The 12,959-nt window shown below is 67.8% G+C and carries 15 protein-coding genes; 8 read left to right on the forward strand and 7 right to left on the reverse strand.

What is annotated here, in order from left to right; genetic code table 11:
• Positions 1 to 77: 77 nt before the first annotated feature.
• Positions 78 to 512, forward strand: coding sequence for a DUF6474 family protein (locus tag ACIRG5_RS12130; protein ID WP_402903881.1), 435 nt, complete (start codon positions 78 to 80; stop codon positions 510 to 512).
• Here ACIRG5_RS12130 and ACIRG5_RS12135 read toward each other — a convergent pair.
• The gene (locus tag ACIRG5_RS12135; protein WP_402903883.1) at positions 490 to 2,139 is read right to left on the reverse strand and encodes a BCCT family transporter; all 1,650 of its coding nucleotides are present in this window, start codon (positions 2,137 to 2,139) and stop codon (positions 490 to 492) included. The genes ACIRG5_RS12130 and ACIRG5_RS12135 overlap by 23 nt on opposite strands.
• A 58-nt stretch (positions 2,140 to 2,197) precedes the next feature.
• Between ACIRG5_RS12135 and ACIRG5_RS12140 the strand changes: the two genes are divergently transcribed.
• The 4 genes from ACIRG5_RS12140 to ACIRG5_RS12155 all read left to right on the forward strand — a co-directional run bounded on the left by ACIRG5_RS12140 (position 2,198) and on the right by ACIRG5_RS12155 (position 5,037).
• Complete coding sequence (locus ACIRG5_RS12140; protein WP_402903885.1) at positions 2,198 to 2,713, forward strand: hypothetical protein; 516 nt, start codon at positions 2,198 to 2,200, stop codon at positions 2,711 to 2,713.
• Positions 2,714 to 2,783: 70 nt separating this feature from the next.
• The gene (locus ACIRG5_RS12145) at positions 2,784 to 3,494 is read left to right on the forward strand and encodes a YcnI family protein (protein WP_402903888.1); all 711 of its coding nucleotides are present in this window, start codon (positions 2,784 to 2,786) and stop codon (positions 3,492 to 3,494) included.
• The gene (locus ACIRG5_RS12150; protein WP_402903891.1) at positions 3,491 to 4,021 is read left to right on the forward strand and encodes a copper resistance CopC family protein; all 531 of its coding nucleotides are present in this window, start codon (positions 3,491 to 3,493) and stop codon (positions 4,019 to 4,021) included. Before ACIRG5_RS12145 ends, ACIRG5_RS12150 begins: the two co-directional genes overlap by 4 nt.
• On the forward strand, positions 4,018 to 5,037 hold the full coding sequence (locus ACIRG5_RS12155) for a copper resistance D family protein (protein ID WP_402903895.1): 1,020 nt from the start codon (positions 4,018 to 4,020) through the stop codon (positions 5,035 to 5,037). The genes ACIRG5_RS12150 and ACIRG5_RS12155 overlap by 4 nt, the downstream gene beginning before the upstream one ends.
• Here the strand turns inward: ACIRG5_RS12155 and ACIRG5_RS12160 are convergent.
• Positions 5,030 to 5,857: a LysR family transcriptional regulator gene (locus ACIRG5_RS12160; protein ID WP_402903898.1), complete on the reverse strand. Its 828-nt coding sequence runs from the start codon at positions 5,855 to 5,857 to the stop codon at positions 5,030 to 5,032. The genes ACIRG5_RS12155 and ACIRG5_RS12160 overlap by 8 nt on opposite strands.
• Positions 5,858 to 5,944: 87 nt before the next feature.
• On the opposite strand from ACIRG5_RS12160, the gene ACIRG5_RS12165 reads away from it, so the two are divergent.
• The gene (locus ACIRG5_RS12165) at positions 5,945 to 6,655 is read left to right on the forward strand and encodes an SDR family oxidoreductase (protein ID WP_402903901.1); all 711 of its coding nucleotides are present in this window, start codon (positions 5,945 to 5,947) and stop codon (positions 6,653 to 6,655) included.
• An 87-nt stretch (positions 6,656 to 6,742) separates the two neighbouring features.
• On the opposite strand, the gene ACIRG5_RS12170 is transcribed toward ACIRG5_RS12165, so the two are convergent.
• Positions 6,743 to 7,024, reverse strand: coding sequence for a hypothetical protein (locus tag ACIRG5_RS12170; RefSeq protein WP_093596166.1), 282 nt, complete (start codon positions 7,022 to 7,024; stop codon positions 6,743 to 6,745).
• Between the two features lie 153 nt (positions 7,025 to 7,177).
• Positions 7,178 to 8,560 carry a helix-turn-helix transcriptional regulator gene (locus ACIRG5_RS12175; RefSeq protein WP_319976323.1) on the reverse strand — a complete coding sequence of 461 codons (1,383 nt, stop codon included), beginning with the start codon at positions 8,558 to 8,560 and terminating at the stop codon, positions 7,178 to 7,180.
• A 191-nt stretch (positions 8,561 to 8,751) separates the two neighbouring features.
• Here ACIRG5_RS12175 and ACIRG5_RS12180 point away from each other — a divergent pair, with 191 nt between their 5' ends.
• Together ACIRG5_RS12180 and ACIRG5_RS12185 are read left to right on the forward strand one after the other, a co-directional pair.
• Complete coding sequence (locus ACIRG5_RS12180) at positions 8,752 to 9,042, forward strand: hypothetical protein (protein WP_307790106.1); 291 nt, start codon at positions 8,752 to 8,754, stop codon at positions 9,040 to 9,042.
• Positions 9,043 to 9,055: 13 nt separating this feature from the next.
• Positions 9,056 to 9,415, forward strand: coding sequence for a hypothetical protein (locus ACIRG5_RS12185; protein WP_030480258.1), 360 nt, complete (start codon positions 9,056 to 9,058; stop codon positions 9,413 to 9,415).
• A gap of 243 nt (positions 9,416 to 9,658) precedes the next feature.
• Here ACIRG5_RS12185 and ACIRG5_RS12190 read toward each other — a convergent pair whose 3' ends face one another.
• From ACIRG5_RS12190 to ACIRG5_RS12200, 3 genes are read right to left on the reverse strand one after another with little or no spacing between them, the layout of a single operon-like run.
• Complete coding sequence (locus ACIRG5_RS12190) at positions 9,659 to 10,441, reverse strand: SDR family NAD(P)-dependent oxidoreductase (RefSeq protein WP_402903905.1); 783 nt, start codon at positions 10,439 to 10,441, stop codon at positions 9,659 to 9,661.
• Complete coding sequence (locus tag ACIRG5_RS12195) at positions 10,441 to 11,601, reverse strand: MFS transporter (protein ID WP_402904904.1); 1,161 nt, start codon at positions 11,599 to 11,601, stop codon at positions 10,441 to 10,443. Before ACIRG5_RS12195 ends, ACIRG5_RS12190 begins: the two co-directional genes overlap by 1 nt.
• Before the next feature lie 40 nt (positions 11,602 to 11,641).
• Entirely contained in the window at positions 11,642 to 12,889 is a 1,248-nt protein-coding gene (locus ACIRG5_RS12200; RefSeq protein WP_319976325.1) for a GH1 family beta-glucosidase, read from the reverse strand.
• Positions 12,890 to 12,959 lie beyond the last annotated feature (70 nt).

Raw genomic sequence — 12,959 nt, forward strand, 5'->3', positions numbered from 1 at the left:
GAGGGTATGTCGCGCGTCGGGGAGATGTGTCGGCAACCTGGGCAGTAAGTTTCACGTGACGGAGGAGGTGTACCCGAATGGCGCGCAAAGCGAAGGCCGGCTTCACGCCCAGCAGGGCCAAGAGCCTGGTCGGTGTCGCGAAGGTGGTGGCCCCCGCGCTCATTCCGGTGCTGGCCCCCGTGATCGCCCGCGGAGCTGGGGTTTTGAGCGAGCAGTACGACCGCTATCGGGCCCGTCGGCTCGGTATCGACGTCGCCGACATCGGCAAGTACTCCGGATACGGCGCACGGCTGCACGCGCGAATTGTCGGCTTCTCCGAGTCGATGGAGACATTGCGGGCAACTGATTCCGATTGGGTTTCGAAGACCGAGGCGCGACTCGCTCAGCTCCTCGCGGCGGTGCGCGCGTCCGAGCGCATGCCGACGGCCCGGCGCAAAGCAGCGCACCGGGCCGTCGGGACTGATCTGGAGATTCTGGAGCAGGAGTTGCTCAGGCGTCTGAACGTGCGCTGACGTCCGGTTTCCTGCCGGTCACCTCGGCCACGGCCCTGACCGCCGCCTCCTCGACCACCTGACCGGGGTCGAGATGCGCGGTGACCTCCTCCATCACCTCGGCGACCCGTTCCTCGCGCCTGATCATCGGGTCGGAGCGCAGGTCCTTGGCCAGTGACACGCAGAGCCCGATCATCACGACCATGAACGGCAGCGCCGCGATGATCGTCAGGTTCTGCAGCCCTGTCAGGGCATCGGACCCGCCGACCAGCAGCATCACGGCCGCGACGGCACCGGTCACCACACCCCAGAAGACCACCACGGGCTTCGTCGGCCGGATGGTGCCCTCCTGCGAGAGCGTTCCCATCACGATCGACGCGGCGTCGGCCCCGGACACGAAGAAGATCGCCACCAGGAGCATCACGACGACCCCGGCGACGGCGGCCAGCGGGAACTGGTCCAGCAGCGAGAACAACTGCGATTCCGGAGTGGACTGACCGGCGAGGTCGACGCCGTTGCGCTGCTCGAAGATGGCCGTGCCGCCCAGGATCGCGAACCACACCAGCGACACCGCTGACGGCACCAGGATCACGCCGGCGACGAACTGCTTGATCGTGCGGCCACGCGAGATGCGTGCGATGAACATGCCGACGAACGGCGTCCACGAGATCCACCACGCCCAGTAGAAGATCGTCCAGCCGGACAGCCAGGTCTCGGTCGCGTCGCCACCGGAGGCGGCGGTGCGGCCGGCCATCGTCGCGAGCTCGCGGAAGTAGTCGCCGAGTGCGGTGGGCAGCAGGTTCAGGATGAACACGGTCGGGCCCACGACGAACAGGAACAGCGCCAGCACCACGGCCAGCACCATGTTGATGTTCGAAAGCCACTGGATGCCCTTGGCGACCCCCGAGACGGCGGACGCGACGAACGCCACGGTCAGGATCGCGATGATCGCGACCAGGACGCCCTTGCCGACGTCACCGGCCCAGCCGGCCGCCTCCAGCCCGCTCCCGATCTGCAGGGCACCGAGACCGAGGGAGGCGGCCGAGCCGAACAGGGTCGCGAAGATCGCCATGACGTCGATCGCACGGCCCCAGCCGGAGGCGGCGCGCTTGCCCAGCAGCGGAGCGAAGGCCGAGCTGATCAGCGAGGACCGGCCCCGGCGGAAGCTGCTGTAGGCGATGGCGATGCCGACGATGGCGTAGATCGCCCACGGGTGCAGCGTCCAGTGGAACAGCGTGGTCGCCATCGCGGTCTCCAACGGATCTCCGTCGGAACCGGGTGGCGGCTTCACGAAGTGCGTCAGAGGCTCGTTGACGCCGTAGAACATCAGCCCGATGCCCATGCCCGCGCTGAACATCATCGCGACCCAGGACACGGTCTTGAACTCGGGTTTCTCGTCGTCCTGACCGAGCGGGATCTTGCCGTAACGGCTGAACGCGAGCCACAGCGCGAAGACCACGAAGCCGGTGGCGGAGAGCACAAAAGCCCAGCCCAGATGCTGGATGATCCAGCCGAGCGCCGCCTTCGAGGCAGACGCCAAACTCTCGGTACCGACGATTCCCCAGGTCACGAACGCAAGCGTGAGACCTGCGGCAACGCCGAACACAACCCGGTCGGTACGGCCCGGCTTGTCGCATTGAACGGTCATGCGGCCCTAGATACCCACTCATAGACCGGGCCAAACTCCTCCGATTACCCTCACCCTCGTGAGCACACGGACGAGTGAGTTGCGCACCCTTCGCGGTGCCGCACTCGCGCTGACGTCCGCCGCGCTCACGATCACCGCCCACGGGCTGGGCGGCGGCGAGATCTCCGAGTTCATCCACGCGCTGCCACTGGTGGCGCTGATCGCGTTCGCGGCGGCGTCACTGGCCGACAAGCGCACCGGACGGCTCTCGGTCATCGCCGGGCTCGGCACGGCCCAGCTCGCTCAGCACCTGCTGCTGACCTGGGTCAACCACGAGCACACCAACACGCTGACCGGCCAGATGTTCGTGGCGCACCTCGTGGCCGCGACGCTGACCGGGCTGTTGCTGTTCCACGCCGAGAACGCCCTGTTCAGGCTGTTCGCCGCCGTCACCCGCCTGATCCCCCGCAGGCTCACGCCGCTGCCGGTCTCCACGCCGATGCGGACGTTCCCCCGCACGCCGTACCTCCAGAACGCGCACCACCTGGAGTTGTCGCGGGCGAATGGGCGGCGCGGGCCGCCCTGTGACTCCTGATCATCCGTATCCCTCTGCAGACCCCTTTGGCATCAGGAGCCACAACTTCATGTCTACAAATCGATTTGGCGTGCGCACGCTCGCCGTTCTCGCCGTTGCCGGATTCGCCGTGCTCGGCACGCCGACCATCGCATCGGCGCACGTCAGCGCCCAGCCCGCGGAGTTCACCCAGGGTGGCCGCGCCACCTTCGCGTTCCGCGTCCCGAACGAGCGTGACAACGCCGGCACCACCAAGATCGAAGTGACGCTGCCGCAGGACACGCCGCTCACGTCGGTGCGCACCAAGCCGCTGGCCGGCTGGAAGGCCGAGGTCGTCAAGGGCAAGCTCGACAAGCCCGTGACGCTCGCCGGCAAGGAGGTCACCGAGGCGTTCAAGACGATCACCTGGACCGCCGAGCCCGGTGTGAAGATCAACGTCAACGAGTACCAGGAGTTCTTCGTCGCCATCGGCACGCTGCCGGAGGGCAAGGACAAGCTCGAACTCCCGACCAAGCAGACCTACGAGAACGGCGAGGTCGTGGACTGGGCCCAGGCCGCCGGTGCGGACGGCAAGGAGCCGGAGCACCCGGCGCCCGCGCTGAAGCTCGCCCCGAAGGCCGCCGCCGGTGACGATCACGGCCACGGCACGACCCCGGCCGCCAACAGCACCGAGACGCACGAGGCGTCCGTTGCCGGTTCCGACAAGACCGCCCGCTACCTCGGTGGCGCCGGTCTGGCGGTCGGTGCGCTCGGCCTCGGCTTCGGTGTCGGCGCGATCCTGCGTTCGAGGCGCAAGGCATGAAGCGCGCTCTGATCGCTTTCCTGTTCGCTGGTGCGGCCGTGCTCGCCACGGCCGCCCCTGCGGCGGCTCACAACGCACTGATCAGCAGTGACCCGAAGGACAAGACCTCGCTGGAGGTCGGCCCGTCGACCGTCACGCTGACGTTCGACCAGGACGTGCAGGGCGGCCAGGGCATCAACGCGATCTCGGTCGTCGACGCGAACGGCGGCCACTACGAGGTCGCGGGCGACCCGACGATCAAGGACACCGCGGTCTCCGCGAAGGTCAACGCCCTGGGCAAGGCCGGTGAGTACAAGATCGGCTACCGCATCCTGTCCGCGGACGGGCACCCCGTCTCCGGTGAGCTGACGTTCACGCTCACGAAGGACGGCACGGGCACGCCTGCCGCGGCGACGAACGACGCCACGTCCGGTGACTCGGGTTCGAGCGACGGCCTGCCCATCTGGGTGTGGATCGTCGGCGCCGTGGTGCTGCTCGGTGGTGGCGTGTTCTTCGCCCTGCGCGGTGGCGGAGGCGCGAAGGCATGAGCGACGTCCGGACCGCCGCCCCCACCCACTACCGCGTGCTCGCCGGACTCGTGTTCGGCGCACTCGGAGGCATCGCGCTCGGCCTCGTGCTGGCACCACCCGTCGTGGTCGCCGGGGTCGTCGACGCCGGGGCGGCGGTCCGGTACGGCCTGCCGGTCACACGGGTGCTGCTCGACATCTCGGCGACGGTCGTCGTCGGGCTGTCGATCCTGCCGAAGCTGCTCGGCTTCGACCGGCCGACGCACACCGAACCGGTCATGCGGCTCGCCCGGCCGGCCGCGGTGATCGCCGCCGCCGTCTGGGTGGTCGCCGCCCTGCTGGCGATCGTCCTGCAGGCCGCTGAGCTGCGGCCGGGCAGTGACGTCAGCATCGGCAACGCCGTGGACTACATCGCGAACGTGGGCGCGGGAAAAGGCCTGCTGTTCAGCGCGTCCTGCGCGTTCGTCTACCTGATCATCGGTGTGATGGCCGTGCGCAGCGGCGAGTCCGTGCCCGCTGAGCTGCGGATTCTCGTCTCGATGTTCGGACTGCTGCCGATCCCGGTGACCGGGCACGCCTCCAACTGGAAGTACCACGACTACTCGATGGTCTCCATGGAGCTGCACGTGCTGGGCGCCGCCGCGTGGACCGGCGGGCTCGGCGCGTTGATGGCGCTGGTCGCCTACCGCAAGGGCCTGCTGGCGATCGCGCTGCCGAGGTTCTCGAAGATCGCGACCGTCAGCCTGGTCGTCGTCGCGGTCACGGGCCTGTTCAACGGGTTGCTGGAACTGATCCTCAACCCCGTCGTGCCGTTCCCGCAGTCGCTGTTCACGACCGGCTACGGCCTGCTGTTCCTGGGCAAGGCCGTGTGCGCGGGACTGATCGCGGTGCTCGGCGCGCACATCCGGTGGCGGTTGCTGCCGAAGATCTCCCAGCACAAGGTCACCGCGATCGTGCAGTGGGCGATCCTGGAGGTGACCATCATGGGCGTCGCGTTCGGTCTCGCCGTGATCCTGAGCCGCGCTCCGGTCAGCTGAACCCCGTCGCGACCCTGACCAGGTCGGCGACCGCTCGCGACCTGCTGTGCGGCGGCCACGCGATCACCGTCGTCACCTTCGGCGCGTCCACCACCGGTACCGCGGCCAGGCCTTCGAGCAGGCCGGAGCGGACGACTTCCGGCATGACCGCGACCGCACGACCGAGCGCGATCATCTGGAACAGCTGCGTCAGGTTGTGCACCTCCATGCCGGTACCCGCGAGGTAGGAGCCGTCGGGCTCCGGCCAGCGCGCGAGTTCCGGCAGGTCGATGACGTCGGCCATCCGCAACCGCGCGGCGCCGGCCAGCGGGTGCGAGCTCGCGAAGATCGCGAACTGGCTCTCGGTGCGCAGTGGCTCGACGTCGAGTCCCGCGGTCGAGTCGTACGGCTCGTGCATGATCGCCACGTCCGCCCGTCCGTCGAGCAGCGGTTGCCGGGTGTGGGCCTCGCACAACAGCAGGTCGACGGCGACCGCACCGGGTTCGGCGGCGTAGGCGTCGAGCAGCTTCGCCAGCAGTTCGCTGGAGCCACCCGCCTTGGCGGCCAGCACCAGCGAGGGCCTTTCGACGGTGCGGGTGCGCCTCTCCGCCGCGGCCACCGCCCCGAGGATCGCCCTGCCTTCGGCCAGCAGCACCGCGCCCGCGTCGGTGAGCGAGACCTTGCGACTGGTGCGGGTCAGCAACGCGACGCCGAGCCGTTGTTCGAGCTGGGCGATCGTCCGCGACAACGGCGGCTGGGCGATACCGAGACGGTCGGCGGCGCGGCCGAAGTGCAGTTCTTCCGCCACCGCGACGAAGTACCGGAGCTCTCTGGTCTCCACCTGGCCACCGTATCGATATCCGCCGGGTATCGGTGCCAGACCGAAGTGATGTTGGTTCTGACGACGCCGCCGACCACGATCAAATGCATGAGCGAACAGACGATTGCGCTGGTCACCGGCGCGAACAAGGGAATCGGCTACGAGATCGCCGCAGGTCTCGGCATGACCGTCGGAGTCGGCGCGCGAGACACCCGGCGTGGCGAGGAGGCGGTGGCGAAGCTGCGCGCGGACGGCGTTGACGCGTTCTTCGTGCCGTTGGACGTTACCGACGACGAGAGCGTCCAGGCAGCGGTGGCACTGCTCGAGGAACGGTTCGGCCGCCTCGACGTGCTGGTCAACAACGCGGCGATCGCCGGAGCGTGGCCCGCGGCGCCGTCCGCCGCCACACCGGAAAGCCTGCGGGAGGTGCTGGAGACCAACGTGATCGGCGTCGTCCGGGTCACCAACGCGATGCTGCCACTGCTGGCTCGTTCCGCACGGCCGCGGATCGTCAACCAGTCGAGCCACCTGGCGTCGCTGACGCTGCAGACCAACCCTGAAGTGGAGTTCGGCGAGGTCAACGGCATCTACACGCCGTCGAAGACGTTCCTGAACGCGCTGACCGTCCAGTACGCGAAGGAACTCACGAACATCAAGGTCAACGCCGTCTGCCCTGGTTACGTGGCGACCGACCTCAACGGGTTCCAGGGCACCAGCACGCCGGCAGACGGTGCCAAAGCGGCGATCAGGCTGGCCACGTTGCCCGATGACGGCCCGACCGGCGGTCTCTTCGACGACGCCGGGGTCGTTCCCTGGTGAGGCAAATGTTCAACGTGAAACATTCATGCACTTCGCCGCGGACTCGGCGAGTGGTCTGATCGGCGCGACGAGCTGTGCGCGAACGGACTAGTCGGTGATCAGCCGGGCCGAAGATTCTTCCCGCATTCGCGCCAGCCGGTTCATCGTCCGCTGACCGCGGCGGTCCAGCTCACGGCTGTCGATCCAGCCGTTGGCGTAGTAGCGGTAGTCCTGAGCCAGCGCCACGAGCTCGGCGAGGTAGTCGGCGGATCGTCGCCGTCGCTCCTCGTCAAAGCCAGCCAACAGCGGTAGCTGGGTGTCCACCACCTCGTCGAGCAACTGCGCGGACCGCAGCGCTCTCCTGGAACGCCACCTCCGAGTAAGGCTCACGCGCCGCACCTCGTCCTTCGCCCCGACCTGCCGCACCCTAGGCGTGGATTTCTCGCCCGTCGATGCTGCATTCGTGTGCGAAGGCCCTGGCGTTACCGGTTCGTGTCCCACGCCATCCGATCGTGCTGCTATAGGACCCAAACGAGATTGCCGCTAGGCAGCGCTGTCAGCCCCGGTGAAGCGTGCGACGCGCTCGGCCAGTTCACGGGCCTCGGGGTTGTTGCGGCGCTTCTCGGCCTCCTGGCGAAGAGGCTCCATGCGCTGCTTGGTGCGCACGGACTTGAGGCCTTCCGACAGGTCAACGGCTTGGCCGCCGACCTTGGCGCCGTGGTCGACGTCGCCCTGGATGAGGTGGTTGATCGACATCGAGGTGAGGTTGAAGGACCGGCTGCGGGCCATGTCGTCGCCGAAGCTGTTGATCGCCTTCGACAGGTAGGGAATCGCGGTGCGGGCGTACTTGACGTCGACGGACTGGGCGAGCTCCGTGTGCACGGTGCCGATCATCGACGAGAGGTCGATCTCGTTGAAGAACCGCGCCCACGCGGGTGCTTCGACGACGTCGGCGCGGGAGAACTCGTCACGCGCGCGGCCGAGCAGCTTGAGCGCCTGCTCGTCGGAACCCATCTTCGCGTAGGCCCAGGCCTCGTTCGCGCACAGGATGCCCACCGCCAGTTCGGAACCGGAGTTCTGCGCGGCCAGCTGACCCAGCTGGAACACCTTCAGCGCGTCGTCCGGGGCGTTCTGGTGCAAGTAGACGCGGCCCATGCGGTACAGGATGTTCGCCATCAGGGCCTCGTTCTCGCCCTGCTTCGCGAGGTCGAGCGCCTGACCGAAGTGGTTGCGGGCCGAGTCCATCAGGCCCGTGTCGAACGACGTCCAGCCGGCGAGGTTGTGCAGGTCTGCCAAGGCGACGAAGAGCCGCTGGCGAACGATGTCCGTGGAGCTCGCGCCGAGCATCTGCTGTCCCCAGGACAGCTGGGCGACCACGGCGTCACGGCAGGAGCCGCCGCCGTACTGGTAGTCGAGGGCACGCAGAGCACGGGTGGCCGCTTCGACCTGCCGCACGTCCGTCATGCCGATGCGTCCCGGAGCCGGAGTCTGTGTGGGGTGTGAAACCCACGACCCGGAGTCCGCTCCGAACACGGCCGCGCCCACTGTCACGGCGGCGGCGTGCGCGAGGAACTTCCGACGCTTCACCGACTCTTCCTCCTCCGGATGGGGTGAGTCCGCAGCTGCGGCCACCCTTACTGCCGTTGTCTCGTCATAGGCGAGACCCATGTATCCACGTGGGACACCCAAGCCGATGGCGATCCTCGTCAGGACGTCGTACGCCATGACCTGGCGTCCCTTGAGGATCTCCGAGACTTCGGACTGCGACTGCCCAGTGAGCGCCGCGATCTGGCGCTGGGACACGCCGTGCCTTCGGAGCAGCCGGTAGACCGAGCTGATCTCTCGTCGGGCAAGTGCGTCCCGCATCTCCTGGTGGTCCCACACCTCGGTGGGGATAGGAGAGCCCTGGGAACTCATGGTGTTCATCGCGCACCCTCACAGTCCGTTGGGCGTCATCGGCAGACTAGGGGCAGGTCCCCGAGCCCGAGAAGTCCTCTTCGGCGGAGCTGATCGGCTCTACCGAACACCGCTTACCGCTCACCGTAAGACTTCCACCGGTGGGCGCTGTGACGTCCCGTTCCGGCATGAATCATCGCAATCTAGATTCCGGTAAGCGAGTGAGCACGGAGAGGAACGACCTAATAGTGGACAGCTCCTCCTCAGGCTCCACCTCCATTGTGGAGACGGGTGACACCGAATCCACATGGCGCGGCATGACCGGGCAACGTCGGACGTGGCAGATCAGCTGCGGCGACGTGGTCGACCGGGACCGCCAGCTCACCGTGAAGGTCGTTCAGGGCCAAGTGGTCCTGGTAGGCCCTCCCGGGGAGACGGCAGTCTTGTCCCACGACCAGCTCGTACAGCTCAGGGCTGCGCTACGCGAAGCCGCCGACCAGGCGGAAAGGTGACGGTGACGTTTCGATGGACGCGATCCTCGGACAGGTTCTTCGCAACGCTGTGTGGGAACGCCTCGACCTGCTCACAGAGCTGGCGAGCCGCGCTGACGCCCCGTCCCTCCTGTCGGTGGCTCGATCCGAGCTCCCTCGGCTGACCGAGGGATGGCGTGCTCTGCTGGCAGCGCACGAGCCGGACGAGAAGGGCAACTGCCCTGAATGTTCCGGCCGCTGGCGCCAGCAGAAGTCACCTTGCTCGGTGTGGCGCGCCGCGTACGAACACCTGGTTGCGGGCGGACTCGCCCCGCGCCCGGCTCGCCATCTGCGCGAGGCCCCGGTGACTCCTCCTGTCACCCGGTCCCGCCGCGCGGTGGCTCGAGCCCACTAACGGGCGTTTGCGACTGACCTGGCGTCCCCCCGACACGACCAGGTCTGCAAACCGCCTACTGACCGGTGGCCCGCGATGTGCGAACCCCCGACCGCTACATCGCGGGCCCCGGTCAGCTTTACCACTCCACAGATTCCCGCGGGCCGGTGACGTGCACCTTCCCTCCCCGACCGTCGTCGGTCCGCGGTCACCAACCACGGCCCTTGTCTGCACCTCCCGCGCAGACGAGGGCCGTTTTCACTTCTAGCGGTGGGTGCCGGTCTTCCAGGCCAGGTACGACGTCAGGCCGGGGAACAGCCGGCCGGAGATCTCGAACGCCTTGAGCTGCCACGGGAACAGGTGCTCGGCACGTTCCTTCTCCACCGCGTCGACGATCGCCTTCGCGCACTGCTCCGGCGTGACCGTGGGGATCATCAGCCGGGCGATGGCCGGGATCCGCTCCTCGGCGCCGGGATTGTTGTTGAAGTACTCGCTGGAGACCTTGCCCGGCACCACTTCGCTGATCCCGACGCCGGTCCCCCGCAGGTCGAGGCGCAGTGACGCGGTCAGTCCGCGCAACGCCCAGCGCGACGACTGGTAACCGACGCAGCCGGGGATCGGCAGCCTGGACACCGGCGAGTTCACGTTGACGATCCAGCCGGAGCCGCGAGACCGCATGGCGCCCAGGTACTCCCTGGTCAGCAGCAACGCGGCCAGGTACGGCACGGCGGTCATGGTCTGCAACTCGTCGGCCGACGTGTCGTCCAGGAACAACCAGCGTCCGACACCCGCGTTGTTGACCAGCACGTCCGGCGCCGGCACCTCTTCCGCGAGTGCGCGAATCTGCTCGGCGTCCGCCAGATCGGCCGGATGAGCGGTCGCCGAGCCGCCGAACTCCTTGATCCGTTTGACCTGCAGATCGAGCAGTTCGGCGCTCCGGGCCACAAGGTGGACATGAGCGCCGTGGGCGGCGAACCGGAACGCCGCCTCCGCGCCGATCCCCTGGGACGCCCCCGTGACCAGAACCTTCTTGCCCTCGACCTGCATCAGACCACCGATCGCACTCGACTCATCAACACCGCGGCCAGCGTCGTCGCCAGCGCGGACACCGCGAACAGACCGCGGTAACCGCCCAGGTTGGCGAGGATCAACGCGGTCAGCAAGGGGGCGATGACCTGCGGCAACGCGTTGGCCACGTTGAGCACACCCAGGTCCTTGGCCCGGTCGGACGCGGTCGGCAGCACCTGCGTGAGCAGCGCGATCGCGACGGCCCAGTACGTGCCGAAACCGACGCCGAGCAACGGGGAGGCGATCAGCACGGCGGTCCAGGTAGGCCAGATCACCAGGATCAACGCCGCCAGCGCCATCACGGCCGCGGCACCGTAGACATACGGCTTTCGGCGGCCAGAACGATCACTCCGTGCGCCGAACAGCACTGCTCCTGCGGCGAGCGCCACCCCGTAGAGCGCCATGAGCACGAGCAGACCGTCCTCCGGCGACTCGTGGTGGACCACGTCGCCGAGGAAGTAGAGGAGGTAGAGGGTGCCGAACGCGTTGCCGAGGTTGATCATCAGGTGCCCGCCCCACGCCCACGCGAAGTCGGGGTGCTGCTTCGGCGAGATCCAGAAAGTCGGCCGCACGGGCTTGGTGATGAGCTGCGTGTCCGGCGTGCGCAGGACGAAGAAGATGGCGCCGGCCAGCACGATGACCGCGCACGCCAGATAGCCGGCCTGAAGTCCGCTGACCAGCAGCGTCACCACGACCGCGCCCAGCACGGTGCCGAGCATCTGGCTGATCCCGATGAGCCCGCCGACCTGGGCCCGTTGCTCGACCGGCACCCGGTCGGGCACGGCAGAGGTCAGTGCGGCGAGCATTCCGCCGATTCCTGCCTGCACCAGGCACCAGCCGATGGTCATCACGACCACCGAAGGCGCGTTCGCGAGCACGGCCAGGCCGACGGCGCCGACGGCCGCTCCGGCCAGCGTCCACGGGTGGCGACGGCCGAACCGCGAGGTCGTGCGGTCGGACAGGAACCCGATCAACGGCACGACCAGCAGTGACACCATGCCGCCGAAGCCGGTGACGATGCCGAACACCAGCTCCTTGTTCGCCTTGTTCAGCAGTTCGGCCTGCTGCGGCAGCAGCACCTGGATCGGCGCGTAGACCGCCAGCCACAACCCGAGGTTGGCGCAGAACAACCAGGCCATCCAGCCGCGGCGAACCCGCACCACCGGCTCAGCGAGGGCTTCACTCACCGCTGATCACCTTTCTGTACCAGTGGAACGAGTCGCGCGGCGTGCGTCGCTGCGTCTCGTAGTCGACCTGGACCAGGCCGAACCGCTGTGAATATCCGGCTTCCCACTCGAAGTTGTCGAGCAGGGACCACACGAAGTACCCGGCGACGTCCGCTGCCTGCGCGGCCTTGAGGTGTCCGTCGAGGTAGGAGACCCGGTCGGCGTCCGCGATCTCGTCGGGGAAGCTGCAGCCGCTCTCGGTGACGTACACCGGCGGCAGGTCCGGATATCGCTCACGCAGCGCGTTGATCATCTCGGTCAGTCCGGCCGGAACGATCGGCCAGCCGAAACCGGTGAGCGGGTACTCGTCGATCTCCGCCAGTTCGAACGGCAGCGGGTTGCCCTCGGACGGCGCCTTGAGCCGCGTCGGGTTGTAGTAGTTCACGCCGTAGAAGTCGAGCGGCTGGTGGATCGTGGCCAGGTCACCATCGGCGATAGGCAGAAGCTCGGCGACTGCGTCGGGATATCGGCCCGACAACATGGGGTCCGCGTAGATCCAGTTGTGAATTTCGCTGTAGGCCTCGGCCGCTGCTACGTCGTTCGGCCCAACCGGCCAGGCCGGCGTGTGGTTGTTCGCCGTGCCAACCGCTTGCGCGTTGTGCGAACGGAGCACCTCGACCGCACGGCCGTGAGCGAGGTTCAGGTGGTGGGCGGTGGGCAACGCGTCGAAGAGCAGCGCCTTGCCGGGAGCATGCTCACCGATCGCATAACCCTGCAACGTCACCATCGCGGGTTCGTTGATCGGGATCCACATCTTCACGCGGTCGGCGAGCCGGTCCGCGACCAGCGCCGTGTAGTCGGCGAACCGGTCGGCGATGTCCCGGTTCAGCCACCCGCCCTCCGCTTCCAGTTCGAGGGGCGTGTCCCAGTGGTACAACGTCACCACGGGGGCGATACCGACGTCGACGAGCGCGTCGACCAGGCGGTCGTAGAAGTCGAGGCCCTCGGCGTTGACAGGTCCCTTGCCGGACGGCTGGATGCGCGGCCACGCGATCGAGAACCGATACGCGTTCACGCCGAGCTGCGTCATGAGCGCAACGTCCTCGCGCCACCGGTTGTAGTGGTCGCACGCAACGGAAGCGTCCTGGTTCTCGTGTACCGGAGAGAACTCGTCCCACACGGAGGGGCCGCGGCCGCCGGCGGTGAACGCGCCCTCGATCTGGAACGCGGACGTCGACACTCCCCAAAGGAAGTCGCTCATCGATCCTCCAAAATGTGAAACTTGTTCGGATCGTAGGCGTGTTGACTGGTTCAGGGAAGTGAAAGAGCCG

This window comes from Lentzea sp. NPDC102401, assembly GCF_044765805.1.
Classification (GTDB): Bacteria; Actinomycetota; Actinomycetes; order Mycobacteriales; family Pseudonocardiaceae; genus Lentzea; species Lentzea sokolovensis.

Excerpts from the sequence above, each read along its gene's own strand:
- ACIRG5_RS12130 (WP_402903881.1), top strand. The coding sequence starts at position 78 with ATGGCGCGCAAAGCGAAGGCCGGCTTCACGCCCAGCAGGGCCAAGAGC.
- ACIRG5_RS12135 (WP_402903883.1), bottom strand. The coding sequence starts at position 2,139 with ATGACCGTTCAATGCGACAAGCCGGGCCGTACCGACCGGGTTGTGTTC.
- ACIRG5_RS12150 (WP_402903891.1), top strand. The coding sequence starts at position 3,491 with ATGAAGCGCGCTCTGATCGCTTTCCTGTTCGCTGGTGCGGCCGTGCTC.
- ACIRG5_RS12155 (WP_402903895.1), top strand. The coding sequence starts at position 4,018 with ATGAGCGACGTCCGGACCGCCGCCCCCACCCACTACCGCGTGCTCGCC.
- ACIRG5_RS12165 (WP_402903901.1), top strand. The coding sequence starts at position 5,945 with ATGAGCGAACAGACGATTGCGCTGGTCACCGGCGCGAACAAGGGAATC.
- ACIRG5_RS12175 (WP_319976323.1), bottom strand. The coding sequence starts at position 8,560 with ATGAACACCATGAGTTCCCAGGGCTCTCCTATCCCCACCGAGGTGTGG.
- ACIRG5_RS12185 (WP_030480258.1), top strand. The coding sequence starts at position 9,056 with ATGGACGCGATCCTCGGACAGGTTCTTCGCAACGCTGTGTGGGAACGC.
- ACIRG5_RS12190 (WP_402903905.1), bottom strand. The coding sequence starts at position 10,441 with ATGCAGGTCGAGGGCAAGAAGGTTCTGGTCACGGGGGCGTCCCAGGGG.
- ACIRG5_RS12195 (WP_402904904.1), bottom strand. The coding sequence starts at position 11,601 with ATGGCCTGGTTGTTCTGCGCCAACCTCGGGTTGTGGCTGGCGGTCTAC.
- ACIRG5_RS12200 (WP_319976325.1), bottom strand. The coding sequence starts at position 12,889 with ATGAGCGACTTCCTTTGGGGAGTGTCGACGTCCGCGTTCCAGATCGAG.